This window comes from Arthrobacter sp. UYCu712, from assembly GCF_040547005.1.
Taxonomy (GTDB): domain Bacteria; phylum Actinomycetota; class Actinomycetes; order Actinomycetales; family Micrococcaceae; genus Arthrobacter.
Window position 1 is genome coordinate 20,737 of the sequence record NZ_JBEPOZ010000020.1, and the last position, 26,149, is coordinate 46,885.

A 26,149-nucleotide genomic window follows, 5' to 3' on the forward strand; every position below is an offset into this window, starting at 1 on the left:
GGCGGAGAACGGCGGAACTAACGGGCTGTAGCGCAGCTTGGTAGCGCACTTGACTGGGGGTCAAGGGGTCGCAGGTTCAAATCCTGTCAGCCCGACCCATAGAAACCGCTCCATCACCGGGAATCATCCTGGCGGTGGGGCGGTTTTTCTTTTTGCCTCCGGCTGCACGCACTGCGCACCTTGCAAGTTCGGCCCAGAATTGCAGTTAGACTTCGGCAAAGTTGATTGCTTCAAATCCTCGGGGGAACTTTGAAAGGCTTTACCGTTGCTGTGCCCATTGCCCTAACTGCGGCTCTGTCTCTAACTCTTACTTCGCTCTTGGCAGGGGCGCTGCCGGCGAAAGCTTACTAACCGCCCGGGCAAAGCATCGTTCATCCCCTCGGGATCCCAGTCGCAGCGGCTGCGTTCCGTAGTTCGCCGGTCCCGACGGTTACGGGGACCGCTGAGGTGGGGTCAACTTTGACGGCGGATCCGGGCGTCTGGGGTCCTGTCGACGAGGGCAGTTCCGATCCTGTCGGGGTCAGGTTGACATACCAGTGGTACCGTTCGGGCGTGGCCATCCTTGGGGCGACCGCATCCACGTATGTTCCTGTTGCCAGGGACGCCGCTGCGTCCCTCACGGTCCGGGTCACCGGGTCCCGGACGGGTTACACCACCGTGACCAGGACCTCGGCCGCCACTGCGCCGGTGGCTGCGGGCTGGGAGGTTCCGACGATCAGCGGGACGGCGAGTGTGGGGTCTACGCTGACTGCGGTCCCGGGGAGGGGCGGGGCCGCCGCGGTGACGTTGGGCTTCCAGTGGTTCCGTTCCGGTGTGGCGGTCGTTGGGGCCACGGGTGCGACCTACGTTCCGGTTGCTTCTGACCTGTTGGCGACGTTCACGGTCCGGGTGACTGCGTCCCGGACCGGTTACGCGACCGACTCCAGAACGTCGATTCCGACGGCGGTGGTCATCAAGGGAGCGCTGGTTAGGTCCACCCCCACGATCACCGGCACCGTCAGGGTCGGGTCGACCCTGACCATGGACCTCGGCACCTGGGCCCGTCGCCGCTGAAACTGAGCTACTCGTGGTCCGGTTCCGGTCGTGCCTACGGGTCCAGCTACGTTGTGACGTGGTCGGACGCTGGCAAGACGCTGACTGTCAGGGTCACCGGGATCAGGCTTGGGTACTTCTACGTTGTCCGGAGATCGGCCCCCACAGCGGTGGTGCAACCTGGCGCCTTGGGTTCAACTCCCGTCCCGACGGCCACCGCGTCTCCGACCCCGTCCGCGTCTCCGACGGCTACCGCTACAGCGTCTCCGACTCCGACGGCGACCCCGTCGGCCACTGCTACGGCAACGGCAACCGCTACGGCAACGGCTACGGCCACGGCGTCTCCGACGGCCACGGCGTCTCCGACCCCGTCCGCGTCTCCGACGGCCACGGCGTCTCCGACCCCGTCCGCGTCTCCGACGGCTACCGCTACCGCTACCGCGTCTCCGACTCCGACGACGACCCCGTCGGCCACCGCCACGACCACCGCTACGGCGACGTCCGGCAACGGAAACGTCGAATCGCAGGCCTCGGTCCAAGCCCCGCTGACCGGCGTTCAGTTCGACTCGGCCCCAGGGGCGACCGGCCCTTATCCCGCCGTCGAGTCCCCGGTCGACGCGGCGATCCCGGCGGAAGCGCCGGTGACTCCCGACGCTGGTCCGTCATCGGCCGCTGCACCGTCATCAACCCCTGCACCGGAGACCACGGCGACTCCCGGTTCGAGCGCAAGGCCGTCCGAACCGGTCGCTGCGTCAGAATCGCAGGCATCCACCGCAGGGTCCGTAGGCCCGCTGCCGTTCGTCCTCACAGTCGGCGGAGTCCTGTTGGCTGGTGCCCTGGTCTGGCTTGCCCGTCCGATCCGTGCCGCATTTGTCCGGCGGCGGGGAACCCGCGCTGGCGGCTGAACCGGCGCCGCTATTTCAGGAACTTTGACGTCCGGCGGTCCGCCAAGATCTTCCCCTTGGTCTGGCAGGTCGGACAATACTGCAATGCCCCAGTTATCCGGGTCAACCCGTGGCGGCCCTTGTTTACGCCGCTGAGCGGACGCCAGAACTCGCAGGCGTTCAAGTCAGTCAGGGAATTGTCCCGAACCAATGGGGGGACTTATTCGCCCGCCACACAGGGAGTAACTTCATGAAGCGGATTCTCTTGCCGTCGCACTAGCCGCTGGACTTCTGACCGGGATAGGGCCGGCAATTGCCGAACCGCCCACGCGCAACGACCCGACACCGTATCAATACGACTGCCCAGGCTTCGTCTTAGACGCCCAGCAGACGGGCAAGAGCACATTCATCAGCCTGCCTTGGTGGAAAAGGCCGTTCACCCTCCCGTGAAAGTCTTGATCGGCACTGGTCCTGGCGCGACCGTGACCCTGACAGGTCCCGGGCCGGCTTCGAAGGTGGTCCGCTACGTCGTGAGCGGCTCCGTGACAATGAAACTTAACCCGTCTGGCGACATTCAAATGACGGCGCCAGGAAGAAATCTGATCGAAGTTCCCATTGGTTCTGGAACCCCGGGACTGTTCCTCACCGTGGGCCGGGTGGATTGGGATCTCAATGCACCGACGGATGCGAACGGGAGGGCTTACCGGCCCCGGCTCCGTCACTGATGTGTGTGCGCTGTTGGCACCCTGATTCCTCAGAGTGGCCGGTCAAAGTCCGATTCCGGAGAAATCCGGAGGCGGCCTGTACTCTTTATCCGGCCGAAGCTGTTGGAGGGTCATTCAGCCCGGCGTCGTTCCGTCTCCCGTGGCCGGCGTGGCATCGGGTATGACCGCCGGGAAGGAGGCACGGAGTGCCGCCAGCAGTCGTTCGAAGATTTCATCCTCGCTTCCCATACCGTCGACGCTCAGGAGAATCCCGCGCTGTGAGTACGCAGCGGCCACCGGCTCAGTCTCGTGTTGGTAGAGCTCCAAGCGGTGCCGGATGACGTCCTCGGCGTCGTCGCTGCGCCCGGTCAGCGTGGCGCGGTGGAGCATCCGGCGGACCAGTTCGGCGTCGTCAACCCTCAACTGGACCGCAACATCCAGCTCTTGCCCGTTGGCGGCGAGGATGACGTCGAGTTCAGCCTGCTGTGCCGTGTTCCGGGGATACCCGTCCAGGAGGAACCCGGCACTGACGTCATTCTGGTTAAGGCGGTCACGCACCACACGGTTCGTCAGGGTGTCGGGCACGAAATCGCCCGCGTCCAGATGCCGCACGACTTCCCGGCCCAGCGGCGTCAGGTTCTTCACGTGGTCGCGGAAGACCTCGCCGGTGGACACTCCGGTGATGTCGAGGCGCCCAGACAGACGTTCGGCCTGGGTGCCCTTGCCGCACCCCGGGGGACCCATGATCAGCATGCGCATCGTTCAGCCAACTCCCTCGGACGCCGTTTAGGTGCCCTCGTATCGTGACCGCCGGGAGGCGCCGACGCAAGGGATGCGAGAACGACGACGGGGGCTTCCTGCAAGCCCGACACCCGGCCCCTATTTCAGGAACTTTGACGTCCGGCGGTCCGCCAGGATCTTCCCCCTGGTCTGGCACGTCGGACAGTACTGCAGGGCCGTATCGGCGAAGGAGACCTCGCGCACGGTGTCGCCGCACACCGGGCATGGTTCGCCGGTCCGGGCGTGGACGCGCATGTGGCTCCGTTTGGCGTCCTTGAGCTCACTGGGCGCTTTGCCCTGCGCTTCCAGCAGCGCTGTTCCGAGGACGCTGTGGATGGCGTCGTAAAGTTGTTGGACCGCGTCCCGGTCCAATGACCTGGCGATGGCGAAGGGCGACGTTTTGGCTGCATGCAGGATCTCGTCGCTGTAGGCGTTCCCGATGCCGGCGATCACACTCTGGCTCCGCAGGACGCCCTTGATTTGCTGGGAACTGGAACCGAGGATCTCCGCCAGGGTGTCGACGTCGAACCCCGGACTGAACGGGTCCGGTCCGAGCGCCGCGATGCCGGGAACGTCCTGCGGATCCCGGACCACGTACACCGCCAGGCCCTTCTTCGTGCCGGCCTCGGTCAGGTCCAGGCCGAGCGGGCCGGCAGCGCTGGAAAAGGACAGCCGCGCCGCGATGTAGCCTTTGCCCATTTTCAGCTGGATATCGGTGGGAGTGTCGGTGAAGCGGACCCAGCCGGCCCTCGCCAGATGGAAGACAAGATGCAGCCCGTCGGCATCCAGGCTGACGAACTTGCCCAAACGGCGCGCCCCCGATACGGCCCGGCCCTCAAGCGCGGAGTAAGGGGGATCCGCCGTTTTGAGCACTGCCACCGAGGCGATCTGGACCTTCGTCACAACAGCTCCGCGCAGGTGTTCGGCCAGGAATTCCGCCAGGGCCGCAACTTCCGGGAGTTCGGGCATGGCCTAGCCCCTTCCGGCTTTGCCGGCGGGACCCGGGCTGGCGCTTTCCCCGACCGATGCCCGCGCATATTCCGTCATCGCATCATCATGTCAGAGTCCTCCCGGGCCACGGCCGGTTGTGCCTATACTTTTCAGCGGCGGGCAGTTCGATTGGCCGCCGCTGACCTAGGTGATTCCCGATGAAAGGCCCGTCATGAGCATCATTCCCGAAGAGCTGTCCTACACCGCAGAACACGAATGGGTGTCGGCCCCGAACGCCGACGGGGTCGTTCGCGTGGGCATCACCGATTTCGCCCAGGACGCCCTCGGGGACGTCGTCTACGCCCAGATGCCCGAGGTGGGCTCAACGGTCAAGGCGAACGACGTCGTCGGCGAAGTCGAGTCCACCAAGAGCGTCAGTGACATCTACGCCCCGGTTGCCGGCGAAGTGGTGTCCCGGAACGACGCGCTGGACACCGATTCGGACTTGATCAATTCAGATCCGTACGGCGAGGGCTGGCTGATCGAAATCAAGCTTGCGGAGCCGGACGCAGTCGAGTCGCTGCTCAGTGCATCGGAGTACGAACAACAGGTAGGCTAAAGGAAACGGTCTTTCGGGCCGGACCGCTGGATACGCCAACCACGGTCCGCCGGAGGACCGAATACCGGATCTGCCAGGCATTTCCGGACGGCATGCGTTGTTTGCAGGGGGGACACCTGCAACGAATGAGGAGGACTCAATGTTTCGGCACGAACGGAACCACCCCGGTGACGGTCACGGCACGGGTGGAGTGAAAGCTTCAGAGACCACATCGATCAACCTCACGCCGGTCCGCGACGAGCCCCACTTCACACCGAAGCTTTCCACCGAGGAGCGGGCTGCAGTTGAGGCGCTGCCGTACGGCTCTGCCCTGCTGGTCGCCCACAGCGGGCCCAACACGGGCGCGCGCTTCCTGCTGGATTCGGACACCACGGCGGCGGGCCGCCACCCGGACGCCGACATCTTCCTTGACGACGTCACGGTTTCGCGCCGTCACGTCGAATTCCGCCGCACGGCACGCAGCTTCGAAGTCGTGGATACCGGAAGCCTGAACGGCACGTACGTGAATCATGACCGCGTCGACAGCGTGGAGCTGAAGTCCGGCAACGAAGTGCAGATCGGGAAGTTCCGCCTCACCTTCTACCTGAGCCCTGCCCGCGCAGCAGGCAACGTCTGATTCCGGGGTAGCTGCCTGTGGCCATGGCACAAGCGGAACGGCGCGGACCCCAGGTCCTGAACATCGGAGAAGTCCTGGCTCAGTTGAGCGAGGATTTCCCGAACATGACTGCGTCGAAAATCAGGTTCCTGGAAGAGAAGGGGCTCATCAACCCGCAGCGGACGCCTGCCGGGTACCGGCAGTATGCGGAGAGCGACGTTGAGCGCCTGCGGTTCGTGCTGTCCCTGCAGCGGGACCAGTACCTTCCGCTGAAAGTCATCAAAGACTATCTCGACGCGATCGACCGCGGCGAACGCCCGGACAACCTTCCGCCGGGCGTCACGGTGTCGCCCCGGATCGTGTCCGTGGAACTCGCCGCAGAACTGCAGAACCGGGTGCGCCGCCTGAGCGAGGAACAGCTCCGCGCGGAATCCGGCGCGAGCGTGCCCCTGCTCGAATCGCTCCTGAGCTACGGCCTGATCGGCCACGTCAACGGCAAGTTCGACGAACATGCCCTCCAGGTGGCGCGCGCGTGCGTGCAGCTGGAGAGCCATGGCCTGGAACCACGCCACCTGCGGCCGTTCCAGGCCGCCGCCGAACGCGAATTCGGCCTGGTGGAACGCGCCGTGGCGACCCTGACCTCGCGCAAGGACGCAGCCTCCCACGCGCGCGCCGCCGAGACGGCACGGGAAATCAGCGAGTTGTGCCTCTCCCTGCATCAGGCTCTGGTCCTGGACCGCATCTCGAGGATGGACAGCTGATGATTGAGGTGGAGATCGTAGGCGTCCGGATTGAGTTACCGTCCAACCAGCCGCTAGTCCTGCTCAAAGAGATCCATGGCGAACGCCACGTGCCGATCTGGATCGGCACGCCCGAAGCCAGCGCCATCGCCCTCGCCCAGCAGGGTGTGGTCCCGCCCCGCCCGATGACCCACGACCTGCTTGTGGACGTCGTCGAGTCCCTGGGGCACAGCATCGTCAGCGTCAACATCGTGGCGGTGGAGGACAACATCTTCTACGGACAGCTCCAGTTCGAGGACGGCACCACCGTCAGTTCGCGGGCCTCCGACGCGCTGGCCCTCGCGCTCCGGGCCAAGTGCCGGATCTGGTGCGCCGACGCCGTCATGGACGAAGCCGGCGTGCGGATCACCGAACACGACGAGGGCGAGGACACGCACCCCGGCCCCGCAGTGGACGAAGAAGGCGAACTGCGGCGGTTCCGCGAGTTCCTCGACGACGTCGAACCTGAAGACTTCGCGGGCTGAGACCACGTTAAGGTTAAAGTCGAGGATGAAAGTTTCGACACGCCCCCCGAATAACGCGAACGTCTTTGACCTTGGGCCCTGGCAGGCCTAACGTCGGAGGTACAAGTTCCCATTGCATACAACAGCCGCGCAAGTCACACTGGAAAGTGCAGCCCGGCCGAATTACACGGATGCATTTCGTGCGGTGTTCTGGTTACTGAGCTGGTCAGCTGACCGGCTGTTGCTGCAACTTCCTTCGGGGAGCCATGACAAGGAGGATCCACGTGAGTCCGAAAGGCGAAGCGGGCGAGCTCAAGCAGACCTCGACGGGTGGTATCGCGGTACCCGCCAGCGGTGCCCAAGGCCTGCTGTTCACTGAGGATCTTCCCGTCCTGGACGAGGACGCAGGCTACCGCGGACCCACCGCGTGCAAGGCTGCCGGCATCACCTACCGCCAACTGGACTACTGGGCCCGGACCGGGCTCGTTGAACCTGCGGTTCGCGGCGCCGCCGGATCCGGCTCCCAGCGGCTCTATGGCTTCCGGGACATCCTGGTCCTGAAGGTCGTCAAGCGGCTCCTGGACACCGGCGTTTCCCTGCAGCAGATCCGAACGGCGGTCGAGCACCTGCGGGAACGCGGCGTCGAGGACCTTGCCCAGATCACACTCATGAGCGACGGCGCCAGCGTGTATGAGTGCACGTCGGCCGATGAAGTCATCGACCTCGTCCAGGGCGGACAGGGTGTCTTCGGCATCGCCGTCGGCCGGGTCTGGCGTGAGGTGGAGGGCAGCCTTGCAGCCCTCCCGAGCGAACACGCCGTCGACCAGTCCTTTCCGGACGACGAACTCAGCAAGCGCCGGACCGCCCGCAAAACCGGCTGAGCCTTAGACGCACGAGACCTAAAGCAGAAACTTAAAGCAAAGGCCGCCTTCCGGATGGAAGGCGGCCTTTGCTGTCGGCGGTCTGTTGGAGGCTAGCGCTGGCTGCGGCCGCGGACGTTGCCGTTGGATTTGAGCAGGTTCGCCAGGAGCGCGTCGAAAAGCGCCGAGGCGTTCTTGGCCGAATCTCCGGGCCAGTGATGGATGGCATGTGCCGCGCCCTGGATCTGCTGCCAGTTGGCCTGTTCCGGGATATGCGGGGCCAGGAGCAGTTCACCGAACATGGACTGCATTTCGGAAAGCCTGAAGGTGTGTTCAGCGGACCCGGTGCGCACCCGGTTGGCGACGATCCCGGCCGGGGACAGGTTGGGGGCGAACTCGTTGCGGAACAGCTGGATGGCCCGCATCGTGCGTTCGGTGCCGGCGACGGAGAACAGCCCGGGTTCGGCCACGAGGGTCACTTTGTCGCTCGCGGACCAGGCCATCCTGGTGAGTCCGTTGAGCGACGGCGGGCAGTCGACGAGGACCAGTTCGTAGCCTTCGGCTCCTGCCAGCACGGAGGAGAGCCTGCGCAGATCGCGGCGGCCAAGGTCAGGACGGTCGTAGATGCCGGTATAGGCGGAGCCGACCGCGACATCCAGGACCGACGGAGCTGAGCCTGCGGCGGAGGATCCGTTGCTTCCGGCCCGTTCCACCCAGCCGCTGGGGACGACGTTGTCCGCCAAGTGCGCGCGCCGCGGGGATTTGAGCATCCTGCCAATATCGAGCTGCTCTCCGGGCCGGACGCCGAGGGCCGTGCTGGCATCCGCATGGGGGTCAAGGTCGACGACGAGGGTGGGGATGCCGGCGGCCAATGCCGCGGACGCCAAGCCGGTGGTCACCGATGTCTTGCCGACACCGCCTTTGAGGCTGCTGATGCTGACTACTTGCACTTGAAAAACCAATACCTAACGCCGGTTGCCGGGACGGGGTCCTGCCGGCCCCTGCGTTCCAAGGAGCCGGGGCGTGCTTGCGCCACCCACCCACTCATCATATGTGGACGGCCCGTCGAATCCCGTCACATCGGGTGGAGGGGCGGAAGATCGTCGGGAAGGTTCCGCCGGTAGCCCGGCGGCCTTGCGCGCAACAGGCATACGTGACGCATAATGCTGTGACAGTCACCACAATGATTTGTGTTTGCCTACGGGGGTCTTAGACACTGTGAGCACTTACCGAACCGCCCGCAAAGATGCAGGAGAAGTATGTTTTCCAAGATTCTGGTGGCCAACCGCGGCGAAATCGCGATCCGTGCCTTCCGCGCCGGCTATGAACTCGGTGCCAAGACCGTTGCAGTGTTCCCCAACGAGGACCGGAACTCGATCCACCGCCAGAAGGCCGATGAGGCCTATCTGATCGGCGAAGAGGGCCACCCTGTCCGGGCGTACCTCGACGTCGACGAGGTGGTCCGGGTGGCCAAGGAATCCGGGGCCGACGCGATCTACCCCGGCTACGGCTTCCTCTCCGAGAACCCGCGGCTGGCCCGGGCCGCTGCCGAAGCCGGCATCACGTTCGTCGGCCCGCCGGCCGAGGTCCTGGAACTGGCCGGCAACAAGGTCGCCGCCCTCGAGGCAGCCCGCAAGGCCGGCGTTCCCGTGCTCAAGTCCAGCCAGCCGTCCAAGGACGTCGACGTGCTCATTGCGGCCGCTGACGAGATCGGCTTCCCCATCTTCGCCAAAGCCGTCGCCGGCGGCGGTGGCCGCGGCATGCGCCGCGTGGACACGCGGGAGGCGCTGCCCGAAGCGCTGCAGGCCGCCATGCGCGAAGCCGATGCCGCGTTCGGCGATCCCACCATGTTCCTCGAGCAGGCAGTCCTGCGCCCCCGCCACATCGAGGTCCAGATCCTGGCCGACGCCGAGGGCAACGTCATGCACCTCTTTGAGCGTGACTGCTCCATCCAGCGCCGGCACCAGAAAGTCATCGAGATCGCCCCGGCGCCGAACCTCGACGAGGGCATCCGGCAGGCGCTCTACCGCGACGCCGTGAAGTTCGCCAAGGCCCTGAACTACGTCAACGCCGGCACCGTGGAGTTCCTCGTGGACACCGTGGGGGAGCGGGCCGGGCAGCACGTGTTCATCGAAATGAACCCGCGCATCCAGGTCGAGCACACCGTCACGGAAGAAGTGACCGACGTCGACCTCGTCCAGGCGCAGCTGCGCATCGCCGCGGGGGAGACCCTCGCGGACCTCGGCCTCTCGCAGGAGACAGTGCAGCTCAAGGGCGCAGCCCTGCAGTGCCGCATCACCACCGAAGATCCGGCCAACGGCTTCCGGCCCGACGTCGGCAAGATCACCGGCTACCGTTCCGCCGGCGGCGCCGGCGTCCGGCTCGACGGCGGCACCGTTTACTCGGGCGCCGAAATCAGCCCGCACTTCGACTCGTTGCTGGTGAAGCTGACCTGCCGCGGCCGTGACTACCCCGCCGCCGTGGCCCGCGCCCGCCGCGCCCTGGCCGAGTTCCGCATCCGCGGAGTATCCACCAATATCTCCTTCCTGCAGGCCGTGCTGGACGATCAGGACTTCGTCGCCGGCAACGTGGCGACCTCATTCATTGACGAACGCCCCCAGCTGCTGAAGGCGCGCGTCTCTGCGGACCGCGGGACCAAGCTGCTGACCTGGCTGGCCGAGGTCACCGTCAACAAGCCCAACGGCGAGCTCACGGTCCACAGTGACCCGGCCGACAAGCTTCCTTCCGTGGACGACTCCGCGGCCCGGCCCGGCTCCCGGCAGCGGCTGCAGGAACTCGGGCCTGAGGCGTTCGCGCAGGCCCTACGCGCGCAGGTCGCCGTCGCAGTCACGGACACGACGTTCCGCGACGCGCACCAGTCCCTCCTCGCCACCAGGGTCCGGACCCGGGACCTCGTGGCGGCCGGACCGGCAGTCACCAAGCTGCTCCCGGAACTGCTGTCCGTCGAGGCATGGGGCGGAGCCACCTACGACGTCGCGCTGCGGTTCCTGGGCGAGGACCCCTGGGACCGGCTGGCCGCGCTGCGCAAGGCGCTGCCGAACGTCTGCCTGCAGATGCTCCTGCGCGGCCGCAACACGGTCGGTTACACGCCGTACCCCGAGGAAGTCACGGTGGCGTTCGTCAACGAGGCCGCCGCGACGGGCATCGACATCTTCCGCATCTTCGACGCACTCAACGACGTCAACCAGATGGCACCGGCCATCCGGGCGGTCCGCGAGACCGGCACCGCCGTCGCGGAGGTCGCCCTCTGCTACACCGCGGACATGCTGGATCCGGAGGAAAAGCTTTACACGCTGGACTACTACCTTGAGCTGGCCCAGAAGATCGTCGACGCCGGCGCCCACATCCTGGCCATCAAGGACATGGCCGGGCTGCTGCGCCCTGCGGCTGCCGCGCGCCTGGTCACTGCCCTGCGGGAACGGTTCGACCTTCCGGTGCACCTGCACACCCACGACACCGCAGGCGGCCAGCTGGCCACCCTGCTGGCGGCTGTGGATGCCGGCGTGGACGCGGTGGACGTGGCCTCGGCTTCCCTGGCCGGCACCACCAGCCAGCCCTCGGCCTCCGCCCTCGTCGCCGCGCTTGCCCACACCCCGCGCGACACCGGACTCAACCTCGCGAACGTGTGCGCCCTGGAACCTTACTGGGAGGCCGTCCGGAGGGTATACGCACCCTTCGAATCCGGGCTGCCGGGCCCGACGGGCCGCGTCTACCAGCACGAAATCCCAGGCGGCCAGCTCTCCAACCTGCGCCAGCAGGCCATCGCGCTCGGCCTCGGTGAGCGGTTCGAGGCCATCGAGGACATGTACACCGCAGCGGACCGGATCCTGGGCCGGCTGGTCAAGGTCACCCCGTCCTCCAAGGTGGTGGGCGACCTGGCCCTGCACCTGGTCGGGCTCAACGCCGATCCCGCCGATTTCAACGAGAACCCGCAGAAGTACGACATCCCGGATTCGGTAATCGGATTCCTCTCCGGTGAACTGGGCGACCCGCCCGGAGGCTGGCCGGAACCCTTCCGGACCAAGGCCCTGCAGGGGCGCACCATCAAGGTCCGCGACGTCGAGCTCAGCGCCGAGGACAGCGCCGCGCTCCAGGGCGACTCCCGGACCCGGCAGCAGACCCTCAACCGCCTCCTCTTCGCCGGTCCCACCAAGGACTACCAGAAGAGTGTGGAAACCTACGGGAACCTTTCGGTCCTGGACACCCGGGACTACCTGTTCGGGCTGCAGCGGGGCGCGGAGCACGAGATCGAGCTGGAGAAGGGCGTGCGCCTGATCGCCTCGCTCGAGGCCGTCTCGGAACCGGACGAGAAGGGCATGCGCACCGTGATGTGCACCCTCAACGGACAGTCCCGGCCGGTGGTGGTCCGGGACCGCTCCGTGGTCAGCAACGTCAAGGCCGCCGAACGCGCCGACGTGTCCCAGCCAGGCCAGGTGGCCGCACCGTTCGCCGGCGCCGTCACCCTGACCGTCAAGAGCGGGGACACGGTCAAGGCGGGGGATACGGTGGCCACGATCGAGGCCATGAAGATGGAAGCGTCCATCACGACGCCAGTCGCCGGCACCGTGTCCCGGCTCGCCGTGGGCGCTATCGAGCAGGTCCAGGGCGGCGACCTGCTGCTGGTCATCGGGTAGCCACAGCCACACCCCGCGGTACCGCGCCCTAGCGGACAAATAGCGGACAACGAAGAAGGGTCCTTCCGGCCTAAGCCGGAAGGACCCTTCTTTGCAGTTGTGTGGCTGCTACGCGTGGGTGGGACGCGGGGCGCTGTACATGTCCTCGATCACGGTCTCGAAGTCCTTCATGACCTGGGCCCGCTTGACCTTCATGGAGGGGGTCAGATGACCGGAAGCCTCGGTGAAGTCGGCCGCCACGATCCGGAAGGACTTGATGGCCTCGGCCTGCGACACGGACTGGTTGGCGTGGTTGATCAGTTCCTGCACCGCGGCCTTGACCGCGGTGTGCTCCGTGGCCTCGGCCAGGGTGGTCGCGGCGGGCAACCCGTGGCGGTTCAGCCAGCCCGGCAGGGCATCCTCGTCGAGGGTGACGAGGGCGCCGATGAACGGACGGTTGTCTCCGACCACGAGCACCTGCGAGACCAGCGCGTCGGCGCGGATCTGGTCCTCCAGCAGGGCCGGAACCACGTTCTTGCCGCCGGCCGTGACGATGATTTCCTTCTTGCGCCCGGTGATGGTCAGGAAGCCCTGCTCATCGAGCTGCCCGATATCGCCGGTGCGCAGCCAGCCGTCCTCGAAGGACTCGGCGGAGAGGTCATCGCGCTTGAAGTAGCCGCGCATGACGCAGACGCCCTTGGCGAGGATCTCGCCGTCGTCGGCGATCCTGACGGCGTTGCCGGGAATCGGCGCGCCGACCGTGCCGATCCTGATCAGCTGGGGCGTGTTCACCGTGACGGGAGCCGTCGTCTCGGTCAGTCCGTAGCCTTCCAGGATCTGCATGCCGATGCCCTGGAAGAAGTGCCCCAGCCGTTCCCCGAGGGGACCGCCGCCGGACACGGCGTGGGCCACCTGGCCGCCCATCGCGGCGCGCAGCTTTCCGTACACGAGCCTGTCGAACAACGCGTGCTGGAGCCGGAGCCCGAGGCCCACCTTGCCGGTCTGCCTGGCCCGGGAGTAGGCGATGGCGGTGTCCGCGGCCCGGTGGAAGATGGCGCCCTTGCCGCCGTCCTCGGCCTTGGTCAGTGCGGAGTTGTAGACCTTTTCGAACACGCGCGGGACCGCGAGGATGAAGGTGGGCCGGTAGCTCTGCAGGTCCGGCAGGAGGTTCTTGATGTCGGGGGTGTGCGCGACTGTTACGCCGGCGGCCACCGCCAGCACCGAGATGAAGCGCGCGAAGACGTGGGCCATCGGCAGGAACATGATGGTCTTGGCGTGCTCGTGCACGACCGTGCCCAGCGAGGTGGCCAGCACATTCTCGGAGAGTTCCACGAAGTTGCCGTGGGTCAGCTCGCAGCCCTTGGGCCGGCCGGTGGTGCCCGAGGTGTAGATGATGGTGGCGATGTCCTTCAGGCCCGCCATGCTGCGGCGCGCCTCCAGTTGATCGTCGCTGATGCCGGCACCGGCGGAGCGGACCTCGTCGAGGCCCGTGCCGTCGAGCTGCCAGACGTGGGCGAGGGCGGTCAGGCCCTCGGACGTCGCGGCCTGCCGGATGATGTCCTCGTGGTGGGCGGACTCGCCGAAGGCGGCCACGGCGCCGGAATCGCCAAGGTTCCAGGCGACCTGCGAGGGCGAAGAAGTCTCATAGATGGGGACGGAGACGGCGCCGGCGAACCAGATGGCGAAGTCGACGAGGGCCCATTCGTAGCGGGTGCGGGACATGATGCCGACCCTGTCGCCCGCGGCGACGCCGCTGGCCATCATGCCCTTGGCGAGCAGGGAGGCGTCGGCCAGGAAATCGGTGGCGCGGACGTCCTGCCACTGGCCCGCGGCGTCGAGCCGCGAGAACAGCGCGGGGTTGGAAGCCTTGGCGGCCTGGCGCAGCACCAGGTCCGTCACGTTAGTTTCCGGGGGGACGTTCACCAGGGGCGGGACACTGATTTCTCGCACGATAGCTCCTTTGATATCCATAGACCCGCAGGGGGTACAGCTAAGACTAGTATGCGGGCCGCATCCGGTGTGTTCTCCAACACCTACTGACGGGTAACTTTATGGTTAAGGCCCCTTCCGCAGGCGGCCGCGGGAAACCCCGGATGCCCGGGCTGGGCCTGCCTCCGGGGTGCAGGGCCGTCCGGTGAATAGAATATGGAACCATGCAGACACCGACGCCCGGCCCGCAGCCAGCCCCCTACCGCCGGACGGCCGCCTGGCGGCGCAGGACCCGCGCCGGTGCCGGCGCCATGGCCGCGGGACAGGGCTTGCGCGAACACTTGAGGCTGGGGCGCAAGGGCCTCGCGATCGGCGTCGACATCGGCGGCACCAAGGTGGCGGCCGGGGTGGTGGATGCGGACGGGCGGATCCTGAGCCAGGCCAAGCGCTCCACCCCGGGCAATGATCCCCGGGCCGTGGAACAGGTCATCGTCGAACTCGTCGAGGAACTCGGCCGGGGACACCGGATCTGGTCGGTCGGAATCGGCGCCGCCGGCTGGATGGACCTCGACGGCGGGACGGTGCTGTTCAGCCCGCATCTGGCCTGGCGCAATGAACCATTGAGGGACAATCTGCAGCGGCTGCTGCGCCGTCCCGTGCTCCTGACCAACGACGCCGACGCGGCCGGCTGGGCCGAGTGGCGTTTCGGGGCCGGGCGGGCCGAGAACCGGCTGGTCTGCATCACCCTCGGCACCGGAATCGGCGGCGCCATGGTGATGGACGGGCGCCTGGAGCGGGGCCGCTTCGGCGTGGCCGGGGAATTCGGCCACCAGATCATTGTGCCGGGCGGCCACCGCTGCGAATGCGGCAACCGCGGCTGCTGGGAGCAGTACGCCTCCGGAAATGCGCTGGGGCGCGAGGCCCGGGAACTGGCGGCCGCCAACTCCCCGGTGGCCCAGGAGCTCCTGAAAGCGGTGCACGGCGACGTGGAGAGCATCACCGGCGTGATCGTCACCGAGCTCGCCGAAGCCGGGGACCGGACGTCGCGCGAGCTCATCGAGGACGTCGGCGAGTGGCTTGGACTGGGGCTGGCAAACCTCGCTGCCGCGCTGGACCCCGGCACGTTCGTCATCGGCGGCGGGCTGTGTGACGCCGGTGAACTGCTCGTGGCGCCGGCCCGGAAGGCCTTCGCCAGGAACCTGACGGGACGCGGCTTCCGTCCCGCGGCCCGGATCGAGCTTGCAGCCCTCGGGCCGAACGCCGGCCTGATCGGTGCCGCCGATCTGTCCCGGGTCAGCAGCCGCATGCACAGCTAGCGGGAAGCTGCTGCCGGGAGGGGACAGCCCTAGACGCGGGCGCCGTCGTCGTGCTCGTCGTGTTCGCCCGGCAGCTTCATGATCAGGAAGATCACCGACGCCGCGAACACGGCGACCATGCCCAGGATTGCCGTCAGCGGTGCGGTGCGCCAGAACATGGCGGACATCAACAGGGCGATCGGGCCGCCGACCGCGCCGAGCCAGGCCAGCACCGTCATCGGGTCCGCGCCGGCGAGGCTGGGCGGCTCCTCCGGGACAAAGGGGTCATCGTCCTCGGCCTCGTAGTCCCGCGGCCCGGCGGGAGCCGCCGGTCCGCCCGGGGCTTCGATCCCGTCCGGGGAGCCGGGCGCGCCCGGGACTCCCGGGGACGCCGGTGACTGGGCTAGCCGTTCCTTGGCGGACAGCTCGACGGGCGGGGCGCCGGAGAGGCCCAGCGGATCGAAGTCGCTGAAGGGCCGGGCCGCCGGGGGATCCCCTGCCGGGCCGCCGGGCTCCGCGGCGTCCGGTCCGGAGCCGGCCTCAAGCCGCGCCACAAGGTCCAGCCAGACGGCGTCGTCCTGGTTGGCTCCGGAATCCGGGGTGTTGGGGTCCGGTCTAGTCATCTGACGTGTCCTTCTGGCTAGCGTTGGCCGCGCCCGCAGTGCCGGCGGCAACCACCGAGCGGATGAACTCGGCCGTGCCGCGGAAGATCTCGGGCGCGTCATTGTCCATGGTAGCCACGTGATAGCTGTTTTCGAGGCGGATGACCTCCAGCGGGGCATGTGTGAGGCCGCGGCGCAGCGCCAGCATGCTCGAATCGGAGACCACATGGTCCACCGTGGAGCGGTAGACCCGGACCGGAGCCGTGATCCGCGGCAGCAGGCGCACCGTGTCCTTGAACATCTTGTTGAGCTCATGGGCTGCCGCGACCGGCGTCCGGGGATAGGCGCCTTCCTCGATGCCTTCCTTGAGGATGTCGTTGGCGATCGCCGGGGTGCTCTTGAGCACGAGTTTGAGGATGCCGGCCAGCGGGGCGCGGCGGTCATCGATCACGAGTCCCGGGTTCACCACCACGACGCCGGCCACCGGCCTGGTGGCGGCGATCCGGAGCGCGAGGGCCCCGCCCATGGACAGGCCGGCCACCACCACGTGCTCGCATTCATCGGCGAGTTCCCGATAGGCGGCGTCCAGACCGGCGTGCCAGTCCTGCCAGCGCGTCCGGGCCAGGTCCTGCCAGCTGGTGCCGTGCCCGGGCAGCAGCGGCATCCGCACGGCGTAGCCTGCATCGGCCAGCGACGCCGCCCAGTCCCGGACACCGTGCGGGCTGCCGGTGAAGCCGTGGGACACCACGACGCCGGTCCGGGGGCCCGTTCCGGTGAACGGGCTGCTGAACGGCGTGTGGTCGGGGCTGATGGTCATGGGGTCTCCGGGGCTGGTGCGGACGATGGCGGGGCCGGCGGCACGGCGGGAGCGGCTGCGTGCTGCAGGAAGAACCTGGTGGATTGTTCAAAGATCAGGGGCGCATCGACGTCGAGCGTGGCCACGTGTCCGCTGTGCGGCAGCGCGACCACGTCCAGCTCGCGGGAGCCAAGGCGGCGCCGCAGCAGCTCCAGGGAGGACGGCGGGACCACGACGTCGGCGTCCGATTTGAACACCAAGGCAGGCGCCCGCACGCCGGGAAGGTCCCGGGCGGTCGCCTTGAACAAGCGGCTGAGCTGGTGGACCGCCTCCAGCGGGGTCAGTGAATAGTCACCGTCCTCGGTGGGCGACGCGGTCGGGTTCTGCTCCGCGACCGGGACTGTGGTCCGCTGGAAGTACTTCAGCAGCCCGATGTACCGCACCCTGCGGTCGTAGAAGCTCAGACCGGGATTGACGACGGCGACCCCGGCGCTCTGATGCCGCGCCGCGGTGCGCAGGGCGATCGTTCCGCCCATCGAGAGCCCGGCGACGAAGCAGTCCCGGGTCCCGGCGGCGAGTTCGAGGTAGGCGGCCTCGAAAGCCGCGTACCAGTCCTGCCAGCCGTGGCGCGCCAGGTCCCGCCAGTCGGTGCCGTGGCCCGGCAGCAGGGGGACGGTCACCGCGAAGCCGCGTTCCGCGAGGTGCTCGGCCCAGGGAAGGACACTGAGCGGGCTGCCGGTGAAGCCGTGGCAGATCGCCACCCCGGTGCGCGCGTTGGCGCCATGGCCGGGGTAGCTGAACGCTGCGGGCGCCAGGGGAGTGCTGCTTCCGGTCATGTGCCCATCGTGTCACTGTTCGGCACAAAACTCACTAGAGTAGGGTGTCATTGAAGTCCGGGCCGGACCCGACGGAGGGCCGGCCGGACGCCTTCCGGAGAGGTACCCCCCTTGTTCTATTGGTTCATGAAGACGTTCGTTCTGGGACCGGTGTTGAAGACGCTGTTCCGGCCCTGGGTCAAGGGCATGGACCATGTCCCCGCCGAGGGCGCCGCCATCCTCGCCTCGAACCACCTCTCCTTCTCCGATTCAATTTTCATGCCGCTGATGGTGCCGCGTCCCGTGGTGTTCCTGGCGAAGTCGGAATACTTCACGGGCAAGGGCATCAAGGGCAAGCTGACCGCAGCCTTCTTCCGGCTGACCAACCAGCTGCCGATGGACAGGTCCGGGGGAGCGGCTTCGGCGCAGTCGCTCGACGCCGGCATGAATGTGCTGAAGCACGGCTCCCTGCTGGGCATCTACCCCGAGGGCACGCGCAGCCCCGACGCAAGGCTCTACCGCGGCAAGGTGGGCGTGGCGCGTCTGGCTCTGCAGGCACGGGTCCCCGTCATCCCGGTCGCCATGATCGGCACCGACAAAGTCCAGCCGATCGGGAAGCGGATGCCCAACATCCGGCGCATCGGCATGATCTTCGGGGAACCGCTGGACTTCAGCCGGTACTACGGTATGGAGGATGACCGGCTGATCCAGCGGTCCGTCACGGACGAGATCATGTATGAACTGATGCGCCTCTCCGGCCAGGAATACGTCGACGAGTACGCCGCCGTCGTGAAGCTCCGGCTCGCCGGCAAGGCCACGGACAAACCCGAGGGCGGGACCCCCGGCGACGCCGCAACACCCGGAAGTGTGTGACGGTCGCTGCCCTGTCAATGACGGACGGCTCCATTGATCCCCGCAAGGCAACTATCCTTAGAGGGTGACTGAGCTATTTGCGCCTTCGACCTCTTCCATGACCAGCACGGCCCAGAGCGGTGCCGCCAACTATCCCGGACTGGACAACTGGCGGGAGCTGCCGGCTTCCCAGCAGCCGAGCTGGTCGGATCAGGCCGTCTTTGAATCCTCGATCAAGGAGCTCTCCGTCCTCCCGCCGCTCGTTTTCGCGGGCGAAGTCGACATCCTGCGCGAACGGCTCGCCGCCGCGGCGCAGGGCAGGGCGTTCCTGCTCCAGGGCGGCGACTGCGCGGAGACATTCGAGGCCGCCACCGCGGACAAGATCAGCGCCCGGGTCCGCACCATCCTCCAGATGGCGGTTGTCCTGACCTACGGCGCGGCCATGCCGGTGATCAAGATGGGACGCATGGCAGGCCAGTTCGCCAAGCCGCGCTCCTCCAATGACGAGACCCGCGACGGCGTGACACTGCCGGCGTACCGCGGCGACATCGTCAACGGCTATGACTTCACCCCCGGGTCCCGCGCCCACGACGCCAGCCGCATGCTCAAGGCCTACCACACCTCGGCCTCCACCCTGAACCTGATCCGCGCCTTCACCCAGGGCGGTTTCGCGGACCTGCGCCTCGTGCACCAGTGGAACAAGGGCTTCACGGAGAACCCAGCCCACGCCCGCTACGAATCGCTGGCGCGGGACATCGACCGGGCCATCAAGTTCATGGCTTCCTGCGGCGCCGACTTCGAAGCGCTCAAGCGCGTGGAGTTCTACGCCAGCCACGAGGCACTCCTGCTGGACTACGAACGCGCCCTCACCCGGATCGATTCGCGCACCGGCTTCCCGTACGACACCTCGGCGCATTTCCTGTGGATCGGCGAGCGGACCCGGGAACTCGACAACGCGCACGTCGATTTCCTCTCCCGCGTCCGCAACCCCATCGGTGTGAAGCTGGGCCCGTCCACGAGCGGCGACGACGCACTGCGCCTCATCGACAAGCTCGACCCGGACCGCGAGCCGGGCCGCCTCACGTTCATCACCCGGATGGGCGCCGCCAACATCCGGGAGAAACTGCCCGCAATCGTGGAGCGCGTCACCGCCTCCGGCGCGCAGGTCCTGTGGGTCACAGACCCCATGCACGGCAACACGGTCACCTCGCCCAACGGCTACAAGACCCGCAACTTCGACGACGTCATCGATGAGGTGCGCGGCTTCTTCGAGGTCCACCACGCCCTCGGCACCGTCCCGGGCGGCCTGCACGTGGAGATGACCGGCGACGACGTGGCCGAGTGCCTCGGCGGTGCGGACCCGGTGGACCAGGAAGCCTTCCTGGACCGCTACGAATCCGTCTGCGACCCGCGCCTGAACCACATGCAGTCGCTGGAGATGGCCTTCCTCGTGGCCGGCGCCCTGTCCAAGCGCTAGGGAACAGCACCCCGGCAACAAAAAGCTCCGCCCGGCTGGTTTCAGCCGGGCGGAGCTCGTTAACAACTGTATGGACTGTGGTCAGACCACCTGGAGCGTGACCAGTGAGCCCTCGGGGGCCTTGGTGCCCTTCGGGTCCTGTTCCCGGACCGTGCCGAAGAAGCCGCCGAAGATGTTCTCCACGCGGACCTCAAAACCGAGGTCCTCGAGCGCCTTGCGGGCCTCGTTGGCCTGCTTGCCGATGAAGTTGGGGACGTCCACGAGCCTGGGGCCCTTGGAAATGGTCAGCGTCACCGCTCCGCCCCTGGTGAGGTTGCCGGAGGCCGGGTCCTGCGCCACGACGGCGCCCTTGGGGACCTGCCGGTCGTTGACCGTTTCGGGGGAGACGACGGCTTTCAGTCCGGCCGCTTCGATGGCCTTGACCGCCGCGCCCTGTTCCTGGCCGCGCATATCCGGCACCGGGATCGGCTGCGGACCTTTGGACACCGTCAGGTCCAACGGGGTGCCGTGCCGCACGGCGGTGCCGCTCGGCGGGGCCTGGGCCAGGACGGTGCCGGCGGCCGCCGTCTCATCGAAGGTCTCGGTGATCTTTCCCAGGGCCATCCCGGAGCCGTTGAGGGCCGCCTTGCCCTCGTCCAGGCTCTTCCCGGTCAGCTCCGGCAACGGGAACAGCTCAGGCCCCTTGGAGACGGCCAGGGACACCGTCTGGAACTTCCGGATGACCTGCCCCGTTTCGGGTTCCGAACCGACGACCAGCCCCGCCGCGACGTCGTCGTCGTAGACGTCCTTGGTGGTGGACTCGAAGCCGGCCGTGCGCAGCAGCTGCTGCGCCTCGGCCACGGTCTTGTTCGCCAGTGCGGGGATGGTTCCGGGGGAGCCGGGGCCCATGCCGAAGAACCAGCCGGCACCGGCGGCGAGCAGCGCAGCAATGACCAGCAGCACGATCCACAGCAGCCCGCGGCGTCGTGCGTTGCCTTCCCGCAGGTTCCGGACGGGGGTGGCCGCAGCCCGCTGGCGCTCCTTCTCCTCGTCGCGGTCCTGCTTGCGCAGGACACGCTTGCTGGGGGCGGCCACGGCGGCTTGCCGGTCGGTGAGGTCCGGGATCTCGTCCGGAGCTTCCTCCGGGGTGGAGAGCGGGCCGTAGGCCGGGCGCCTGGGCGGCGCGGACATCACGGACGTGGGATTGCTGCCCCGGGAGATGATCGCGGTGGGCTGCTGGATCCCGCCGAGCACTTCGGTGCGGGACTGGGCCCCGGACTCGTCCCGGGGGTCGGCCGGGGGTGCTTCGGAGGGCCGGCCGGAACCCGGCGGACGCGGCGGCGGCGCCACGACGGGCAGCACGCTGCGGCGGGCCGCCGGGGGCTGGATGTCGAGTTCGGCGTCACTGAGGTTGGTGCGGATGTGGCGCAGCTCGGAGAGCAGCGAGTTCCCGTCCACCGGCCGTTGGTCCGGATCGTTGGCGGTGCACCACTGCACCAGCTCATCGAGTTCCCCGGCAAGGCCCGGCACGAGGGCCGAGGGGGCACCCACGGTTGAGTTGACGTGCTGGTAGGCCACCTGGATGGGGACGTCGCCGTCGAACGGCTGTTGGCCGGTGATCATCTCGTACAGCATGATGCCGACCGAGTAAATGTCGCTGCGGGCGTCAGCCTGCTTGCCGAGCACCAGTTCGGGGGAGAGGTAGGCGACTGTCCCGATCAGCGCGCCGGTGCTGGTCGACGTCGAGATGGCCCGGGCCAGCCCGAAGTCGCCGACCTTGATCCGGCCGTCGTCGGCAATGAGTACGTTTTCGGGTTTGATGTCCCGATGGATGAGGCCGGCGTCGTGGGCCGCTCCCAGCCCTTCAACAACAGGGTCGATCAGGGCCAGGGCCAGGCGCGGCGGGAGCGCGCCCTTTTCCCTGATGACGTCCCGCAGGGTGTGCCCCTTGATGTACTCCATCACAAGGTAGGCGATCCGTGCGTCTTCGCCCTGGTCCAGGACACCGACGACATGCGGGTGGGACAGGCGGGCCGCGGCCTTGGCTTCACGGCCGAGCCGGTCCAGGAACTGGGGGTCGCCGGCCATGTGCGGGTGCAGCACCTTGAGCGCCACGTCGCGCTCGAGGCGGCGGTCCGTGGCCCGGTAGACCGTGGACATCCCGCCGCTGGCCAGCCTGGACTGAACAAGGTACCGGCCATCCACCAAGGTGCCAACGAGAGGGTCCGACGTGTATTCCTGCACCTTACGATCCTAGTCGCTGCACGGAAACGGGTCCGAATCAACATGCGATCCGGACCCGTATCGTTATTCGCCGGGGCCGGCAAAAGTGCCTGGACGCCCCGCTGGTGTTGGCCCTCGGACTTAGCCGAAGGTCTTCTGGTGTGCCTTGATGGACGCCACGTACTGCTCGGTGTCCTCGAACATTCCGTGCTGGCTGACCGAGTACTGGCCCTGGTAGTAACCTGCGACCGCGTTGTCGAGGTCACTGCTGGTGCGGACCAGCTGGCGGATAATGGCGACGCCGGCTGTGGCGTTGTCATACGGGTCCAGCAGGTTCAGCTTGCGGCCCACCAGATCCGAGGCCCACTCGCCCGAGGACGGGATGACCTGCATGGTGCCGATCGCGTTGGCGGGGGACACGGAGCGGTGGTCGAAGCCGGATTCCTGCAGGGCAAACGCCAGTGCCAGGGAAACGTCCACGCCCATCCGGCGGGCCGTGTCGGCCACGATTGACTTCATCTGCGCGCGGCTGGGGGCCGGGGACGCGTTCAGCAATGCCTTGTTCTCGTTGGCGGAGCTGACGACGGCGGCCGGGTAGGTGAAGCCGAGGAAGGTGCTGGGCACCAGCGGTGTCACGGTCGCGGGAGGCTGGCTCGAGGCCGGGGCGATGGAGCCGCCCGAAAGCACCAGCTTCTGGCCGGGGTAGATGATGCTGCTCATGGTCAGCCGGTTGGCCGAGAGAATGTCGGCGAGCTTGACCCCGTTCTTGGCCGCGATGCCCGACAGGGTGTCACCGGCCTTGATGGTGTACGAGCCGGAGGCCGGAGCTGCCGGGGCGGGAGTCGCTGCCGGTGCCACCGGAGCCGGTGCTGCCGGGGCGGGGGACGGAGCCGACGGCGCGGCAGTGCCGGCGCCGATCTTGATCTTCTGGCCCGGGTAGATGATGGAGCCCATGTTGAGCCCGTTCCAGCCGAAGACCTCGGAAAGCTTGACGCCGTGGCGGGCCGCGATGGCGCCCAGGGTGTCACCGGCCTTGACGGTGTACGCGCTGCCGGTGGAGGCCGGAGCTGCCGGGGCGGGAGTCGCTGCCGGAGCTGCCGGGGCGGGCGGGTTGCCGCCCAGCTTGATCTTCTGCCCCGGGTAAATGATGGTGTTGGCCTGCAGGTTGTTCAGCGTCAGGACGGCATTGGTGTCGAGGCCGAATTTGCCGGCGATTCCGCTGATCGTGTCGCCGCGCGCGATCGTGTATTCCGCGGGTGCCTGGACCTGGGCCGGACGGAACGAGCTGGGGATGGCCGCGGAGACCGAACTGGACGGAATCATTGCGGAGGCCAGCGCCGTGGCGGTCTGCGCCTGTGCGCGCATGGCAGCGGCGAGCGTCGCGGGGATGGCGCGGCTGCGGGACTCGGCCGCCGCCGGCTGCGCGATCGCCAAAGACGAAAGGACGACGGCGGGGAGGGCAGCCGTCGTGGCCGCAATCATCGGCAGGCTGGGCCTGGCCGGGTGCTTCGGCGAACGTGACGTCGTCATGGGAAAGATCCTCTTCTCAGCGGAGAACGCTGCGGTCAGGCCGGTGTTACTGGAGTGACTAGTGTGACCAAAGTTATTGCTGTTACAAATGTGATCTATGTGAATCTCTCACGATTTGGGAATTAGCACAAGAACTGTTGGACATTCTGCAAACGAACACTTCCGGAGTGTCGGGGAAAATATCGATCGAAGGCCTCGGGGTGTGCGGCAACAGCCCGGTCCCGACTAGGCGCAGACGCGTCAGCCGTGGCAATCTTGATCCGTGAGTACTGTAGAAAGCCTTGTGGGCGAATGGCTGCCCCTGCCCGATGTTGCCCAGCTTCTGAATGTTTCCATTACGAAGGTCCATGCGCTCCTCGATGAACGCGCACTGGCGGCACTGAGGGTCGGCGACCGGCGTATTCGTTCGGTGCCCGCGGCTTTCATCCAGGAGGGCCACGCCGTCGAGAGCCTGAAGGGCACAATTGTGGTCCTCGCGGACGCCGGCTACTCGGACGAGGAACTCATCACGTGGCTCTTTACGCCGGACGAATCCCTGCGCGGACGCCCGATCGATGCCCTCCGTGAGGGACGCAAGACCGAGATCCGCCGCCGGGCACAGTCGCTCGCCTGGTAGCACGCACTACACTCCGGGGAGTCCGGACACGGAACTCCCCGGGAGAGAATTGAACCACCGGCCGCACTGCCCTTAGGCAGTGCGGCTGACCGTGGCCTCGGCCAGCTTCCGGAGCGCCGTCTTGGGCAGTTCCTCCAGCGGCAGCAGGTCCAGGGCCTCGAAGGCGGCCCGCCCGAACTCTTCAATCAGCACCTCGGTCGCCTGCAGCGCACCGCAGTCCACGATGATCCGCCGGATCTCGTCGACGTCGGCCTCGTCCAGCTCAGGGCTGCCCAGCTTGGCGTCAATGAACTCCGATTCCTGCGGCGTGGCCTGATCCAGCGCCAGTGCCACCAGCACGGTCCGCTTGCCTTCGCGCAGGTCGTCGCCTGCGGGCTTGCCGGTGGTGACCGGATCGCCGAAGACCCCGAGCACGTCGTCCCGGAGCTGGAAGGCCTCGCCGAGCGGAAGGGCAAAGGCCGAGTATCCGCGGAGCAATTCGACGGACGCGCCAGCCAGGGCACCGCCCAGGGCCAGCGGATGCTCGGTGGAGTATTTGGCCGACTTGAAGCGGATGATGGACTGGGCCCGGCTGACGGCGCCCGCCCGGTCCCGCCGCGGGCCTGCGACCTCTTCGAGGATATCGAGGTACTGGCCGGCCATGACCTCGGCCCGCATGAGGTTGAAGATGAGCCGCGCCTGGCTGCCGGAGGCCGCGCGGTCCCCGATCTCGGTGAAGGACTCCTCGCTGAAGGACAGGCACAGGTCCCCGGTCAGGATGGCCGCCGCGTGGCCGAACCGCTCGCTGTCCAGCGCCCAGCCCTGGGTCTCATGAAGATCGCTGAAGCGCCTGTGCACACTGGGCCCGCCGCGGCGAGTGTCCGAGCGGTCAATGATGTCATCGTGGATCAGCGCGGCGGCCTGGAACAGTTCCAGGGCGGAACCGGCCGTGACCACTTCGCCCGCCCCGGCCTCGCCGCCCGCGCCGCGCCAGCCCCAGTAGCACATGAGTGCCCGCAGCCTCTTGCCGCCGGTGACTAGGTTGGAGATGGAGCCCATCAGCGGATCGATGTCCTGGGAGATCGAGGACATGATGGCCTGGCGGTGGGTCAGGAAATCGGTGAGCTTGCCGGCGACAGCGGCAACGTAGTCAGTCTGCTCGAGGCGCAGCTGCTCGGCGAGGGTCACTTGACGGACTCAGCGGCGACGTTTGCGCCGATGGTGAACGTCGAGACGCCCGCGGTCTCCACGACCGAGATGTTGACCGTCTCGCTATCACCGCGCAGGAAGTCCTTGGACGGGACCGAGCCCACGGTCTCACCCGGAACAGCCTTGAAGCCCTGGGCCTCCAGCTGGGTCGTATAGAACGCCAGGGCCGTCGCGGCCGGGGCGGTGATGCTGCCGACCAGTGCCACCGTGGCAGGCACCGTGGTCTTGTCGAAACTGCTCGAGACCACCTTTGCCCCGGGCATGAGCGGCAGCAGTTGCTGCGGGAAGCCCGGCACCATGGCCCCCACCGTCGCCGACGTGCCGGGCTCCGCTGAGGGGCTCGGCGGCGCGGTGGTGGTGGGCGGGGCGGTCGAGGACGCCGCGGGCGCCGACGACGAGGAAGTGGTCCCGGGGGCGGCGGGTGTGCAAGCGGCCAGGGCCATGATGGCGCCTGCCGCAATAACGGCAACCGCAGCACGTTTGCGCTCTCCAAAAACCTTCACAGGGACTTTCCTCCTGGTGTTGACGCCGGATTCAGCCTCCAGTTTAGTCAGTCCCTGGGCATA

Annotated in this window: 23 protein-coding genes and 1 tRNA gene; 11 read left to right on the top strand and 13 right to left on the bottom strand. The window is 67.4% G+C overall.

Annotated features, from left to right (window positions below):
* Nucleotides 1–21: 21 nt before the first annotated feature.
* Nucleotides 22–95 (top strand) — tRNA-Pro (locus ABIB51_RS17080).
* A 552-nt stretch (nucleotides 96–647) separates the two neighbouring features.
* Here ABIB51_RS17080 and ABIB51_RS17085 read toward each other — a convergent pair.
* The 4 genes from ABIB51_RS17085 to ABIB51_RS17100 form a co-directional block, all read right to left on the bottom strand.
* Nucleotides 648–833, bottom strand: a complete 186-nt coding sequence (locus ABIB51_RS17085) for a hypothetical protein (protein WP_354190120.1) — start codon at nucleotides 831–833, stop codon at nucleotides 648–650.
* Nucleotides 834–1,171: 338 nt separating this feature from the next.
* On the bottom strand, nucleotides 1,172–1,423 hold the full coding sequence (locus ABIB51_RS17090) for a hypothetical protein (protein WP_354190122.1): 252 nt from the start codon (nucleotides 1,421–1,423) through the stop codon (nucleotides 1,172–1,174).
* Between the two features lie 1,332 nt (nucleotides 1,424–2,755).
* Nucleotides 2,756–3,373 carry an adenylate kinase gene (locus ABIB51_RS17095; protein WP_354190239.1) on the bottom strand — a complete coding sequence of 206 codons (618 nt, stop codon included), beginning with the start codon at nucleotides 3,371–3,373 and terminating at the stop codon, nucleotides 2,756–2,758.
* Nucleotides 3,374–3,499: 126 nt separating this feature from the next.
* A complete protein-coding gene (locus ABIB51_RS17100) occupies nucleotides 3,500–4,369 on the bottom strand; it encodes an Fpg/Nei family DNA glycosylase (RefSeq protein ID WP_354190124.1) in 870 nt (289 codons plus the stop codon).
* 193 nt (nucleotides 4,370–4,562) lie between these two features.
* On the opposite strand from ABIB51_RS17100, the gene gcvH reads away from it, so the two are divergent.
* From gcvH to ABIB51_RS17125, 5 genes are all read left to right on the top strand, one after another.
* Nucleotides 4,563–4,949: a glycine cleavage system protein GcvH gene (gene gcvH / locus ABIB51_RS17105; RefSeq protein WP_354190126.1), complete on the top strand. Its 387-nt coding sequence runs from the start codon at nucleotides 4,563–4,565 to the stop codon at nucleotides 4,947–4,949.
* A gap of 139 nt (nucleotides 4,950–5,088) precedes the next feature.
* On the top strand, nucleotides 5,089–5,565 hold the full coding sequence (locus tag ABIB51_RS17110) for an FHA domain-containing protein (protein ID WP_354190127.1): 477 nt from the start codon (nucleotides 5,089–5,091) through the stop codon (nucleotides 5,563–5,565).
* A gap of 23 nt (nucleotides 5,566–5,588) precedes the next feature.
* Entirely contained in the window at nucleotides 5,589–6,305 is a 717-nt protein-coding gene (gene ftsR / locus ABIB51_RS17115; protein ID WP_354190129.1) for a transcriptional regulator FtsR, read from the top strand.
* Nucleotides 6,305–6,808 carry a bifunctional nuclease family protein gene (locus ABIB51_RS17120; protein ID WP_354190131.1) on the top strand — a complete coding sequence of 168 codons (504 nt, stop codon included), beginning with the start codon at nucleotides 6,305–6,307 and terminating at the stop codon, nucleotides 6,806–6,808. The genes ftsR and ABIB51_RS17120 overlap by 1 nt, the downstream gene beginning before the upstream one ends.
* 263 nt (nucleotides 6,809–7,071) lie before the next feature.
* A complete protein-coding gene (locus ABIB51_RS17125) occupies nucleotides 7,072–7,668 on the top strand; it encodes a MerR family transcriptional regulator (protein WP_354190133.1) in 597 nt (198 codons plus the stop codon).
* 92 nt (nucleotides 7,669–7,760) lie between these two features.
* Here ABIB51_RS17125 and ABIB51_RS17130 read toward each other — a convergent pair whose 3' ends face one another.
* Nucleotides 7,761–8,597: a ParA family protein gene (locus ABIB51_RS17130; protein WP_354190135.1), complete on the bottom strand. Its 837-nt coding sequence runs from the start codon at nucleotides 8,595–8,597 to the stop codon at nucleotides 7,761–7,763.
* Nucleotides 8,598–8,906: 309 nt separating this feature from the next.
* Here ABIB51_RS17130 and ABIB51_RS17135 point away from each other — a divergent pair, with 309 nt between their 5' ends.
* The gene (locus tag ABIB51_RS17135; RefSeq protein ID WP_354190137.1) at nucleotides 8,907–12,302 is read left to right on the top strand and encodes a pyruvate carboxylase; all 3,396 of its coding nucleotides are present in this window, start codon (nucleotides 8,907–8,909) and stop codon (nucleotides 12,300–12,302) included.
* A gap of 108 nt (nucleotides 12,303–12,410) precedes the next feature.
* Here the strand turns inward: ABIB51_RS17135 and ABIB51_RS17140 are convergent, their stop codons facing one another.
* Nucleotides 12,411–14,231 (bottom strand): AMP-dependent synthetase/ligase, encoded by a 1,821-nt coding sequence (locus ABIB51_RS17140; protein WP_354190139.1) that lies wholly within the window; start codon nucleotides 14,229–14,231, stop codon nucleotides 12,411–12,413.
* A 203-nt stretch (nucleotides 14,232–14,434) separates the two neighbouring features.
* Between ABIB51_RS17140 and ABIB51_RS17145 the strand changes: the two genes are divergently transcribed.
* Nucleotides 14,435–15,526 (top strand): ROK family glucokinase, encoded by a 1,092-nt coding sequence (locus tag ABIB51_RS17145; RefSeq protein WP_502916163.1) that lies wholly within the window; start codon nucleotides 14,435–14,437, stop codon nucleotides 15,524–15,526.
* A 29-nt stretch (nucleotides 15,527–15,555) separates the two neighbouring features.
* Here the strand turns inward: ABIB51_RS17145 and ABIB51_RS17150 are convergent, their stop codons facing one another.
* Genes ABIB51_RS17150 through ABIB51_RS17160 form a run of 3 tightly spaced genes read right to left on the bottom strand, consistent with a single transcriptional unit; the run spans nucleotide 15,556 to nucleotide 17,739 of the window.
* Nucleotides 15,556–16,128, bottom strand: a complete 573-nt coding sequence (locus tag ABIB51_RS17150) for a hypothetical protein (RefSeq protein ID WP_354190141.1) — start codon at nucleotides 16,126–16,128, stop codon at nucleotides 15,556–15,558.
* The gene (locus ABIB51_RS17155) at nucleotides 16,121–16,924 is read right to left on the bottom strand and encodes an alpha/beta hydrolase (RefSeq protein WP_354190143.1); all 804 of its coding nucleotides are present in this window, start codon (nucleotides 16,922–16,924) and stop codon (nucleotides 16,121–16,123) included. The genes ABIB51_RS17150 and ABIB51_RS17155 overlap by 8 nt, the downstream gene beginning before the upstream one ends.
* Nucleotides 16,921–17,739 (bottom strand): alpha/beta hydrolase, encoded by an 819-nt coding sequence (locus tag ABIB51_RS17160; RefSeq protein WP_354190145.1) that lies wholly within the window; start codon nucleotides 17,737–17,739, stop codon nucleotides 16,921–16,923. Before ABIB51_RS17160 ends, ABIB51_RS17155 begins: the two co-directional genes overlap by 4 nt.
* Nucleotides 17,740–17,850: 111 nt before the next feature.
* Between ABIB51_RS17160 and ABIB51_RS17165 the strand changes: the two genes are divergently transcribed.
* Together ABIB51_RS17165 and ABIB51_RS17170 are read left to right on the top strand one after the other, a co-directional pair.
* Entirely contained in the window at nucleotides 17,851–18,591 is a 741-nt protein-coding gene (locus ABIB51_RS17165) for a lysophospholipid acyltransferase family protein (RefSeq protein WP_354190147.1), read from the top strand.
* 64 nt (nucleotides 18,592–18,655) lie between these two features.
* Nucleotides 18,656–20,047: a class II 3-deoxy-7-phosphoheptulonate synthase gene (locus ABIB51_RS17170; RefSeq protein WP_354190149.1), complete on the top strand. Its 1,392-nt coding sequence runs from the start codon at nucleotides 18,656–18,658 to the stop codon at nucleotides 20,045–20,047.
* 81 nt (nucleotides 20,048–20,128) lie between these two features.
* Here ABIB51_RS17170 and ABIB51_RS17175 read toward each other — a convergent pair whose 3' ends face one another.
* Nucleotides 20,129–22,270, bottom strand: a complete 2,142-nt coding sequence (locus ABIB51_RS17175) for a Stk1 family PASTA domain-containing Ser/Thr kinase (RefSeq protein WP_354190151.1) — start codon at nucleotides 22,268–22,270, stop codon at nucleotides 20,129–20,131.
* A gap of 120 nt (nucleotides 22,271–22,390) precedes the next feature.
* Nucleotides 22,391–23,779 (bottom strand): LysM peptidoglycan-binding domain-containing protein, encoded by a 1,389-nt coding sequence (locus ABIB51_RS17180; protein ID WP_354190152.1) that lies wholly within the window; start codon nucleotides 23,777–23,779, stop codon nucleotides 22,391–22,393.
* A 262-nt stretch (nucleotides 23,780–24,041) separates the two neighbouring features.
* On the opposite strand from ABIB51_RS17180, the gene ABIB51_RS17185 reads away from it, so the two are divergent.
* Entirely contained in the window at nucleotides 24,042–24,395 is a 354-nt protein-coding gene (locus tag ABIB51_RS17185; RefSeq protein WP_354190154.1) for an Rv2175c family DNA-binding protein, read from the top strand.
* A gap of 72 nt (nucleotides 24,396–24,467) precedes the next feature.
* Here ABIB51_RS17185 and ABIB51_RS17190 read toward each other — a convergent pair whose 3' ends face one another.
* Both ABIB51_RS17190 and ABIB51_RS17195 read right to left on the bottom strand, forming a co-directional pair.
* On the bottom strand, nucleotides 24,468–25,562 hold the full coding sequence (locus ABIB51_RS17190) for a polyprenyl synthetase family protein (protein ID WP_354190156.1): 1,095 nt from the start codon (nucleotides 25,560–25,562) through the stop codon (nucleotides 24,468–24,470).
* Nucleotides 25,559–26,086, bottom strand: a complete 528-nt coding sequence (locus ABIB51_RS17195; RefSeq protein WP_354190158.1) for a hypothetical protein — start codon at nucleotides 26,084–26,086, stop codon at nucleotides 25,559–25,561. Before ABIB51_RS17195 ends, ABIB51_RS17190 begins: the two co-directional genes overlap by 4 nt.
* Between the last annotated feature and the right edge of the window lie 63 nt (nucleotides 26,087–26,149).

Excerpts from the sequence above, each read along its gene's own strand:
- ABIB51_RS17095 (WP_354190239.1), bottom strand. The coding sequence starts at position 3,373 with ATGCTGATCATGGGTCCCCCGGGGTGCGGCAAGGGCACCCAGGCCGAA.
- ABIB51_RS17100 (WP_354190124.1), bottom strand. The coding sequence starts at position 4,369 with ATGCCCGAACTCCCGGAAGTTGCGGCCCTGGCGGAATTCCTGGCCGAA.
- gcvH (WP_354190126.1), top strand. The coding sequence starts at position 4,563 with ATGAGCATCATTCCCGAAGAGCTGTCCTACACCGCAGAACACGAATGG.
- ABIB51_RS17110 (WP_354190127.1), top strand. The coding sequence starts at position 5,089 with ATGTTTCGGCACGAACGGAACCACCCCGGTGACGGTCACGGCACGGGT.
- ftsR (WP_354190129.1), top strand. The coding sequence starts at position 5,589 with ATGGCACAAGCGGAACGGCGCGGACCCCAGGTCCTGAACATCGGAGAA.
- ABIB51_RS17120 (WP_354190131.1), top strand. The coding sequence starts at position 6,305 with ATGATTGAGGTGGAGATCGTAGGCGTCCGGATTGAGTTACCGTCCAAC.
- ABIB51_RS17135 (WP_354190137.1), top strand. The coding sequence starts at position 8,907 with ATGTTTTCCAAGATTCTGGTGGCCAACCGCGGCGAAATCGCGATCCGT.
- ABIB51_RS17145 (WP_502916163.1), top strand. The coding sequence starts at position 14,435 with ATGCAGACACCGACGCCCGGCCCGCAGCCAGCCCCCTACCGCCGGACG.
- ABIB51_RS17150 (WP_354190141.1), bottom strand. The coding sequence starts at position 16,128 with ATGACTAGACCGGACCCCAACACCCCGGATTCCGGAGCCAACCAGGAC.
- ABIB51_RS17155 (WP_354190143.1), bottom strand. The coding sequence starts at position 16,924 with ATGACCATCAGCCCCGACCACACGCCGTTCAGCAGCCCGTTCACCGGA.
- ABIB51_RS17160 (WP_354190145.1), bottom strand. The coding sequence starts at position 17,739 with ATGACCGGAAGCAGCACTCCCCTGGCGCCCGCAGCGTTCAGCTACCCC.
- ABIB51_RS17180 (WP_354190152.1), bottom strand. The coding sequence starts at position 23,779 with ATGACGACGTCACGTTCGCCGAAGCACCCGGCCAGGCCCAGCCTGCCG.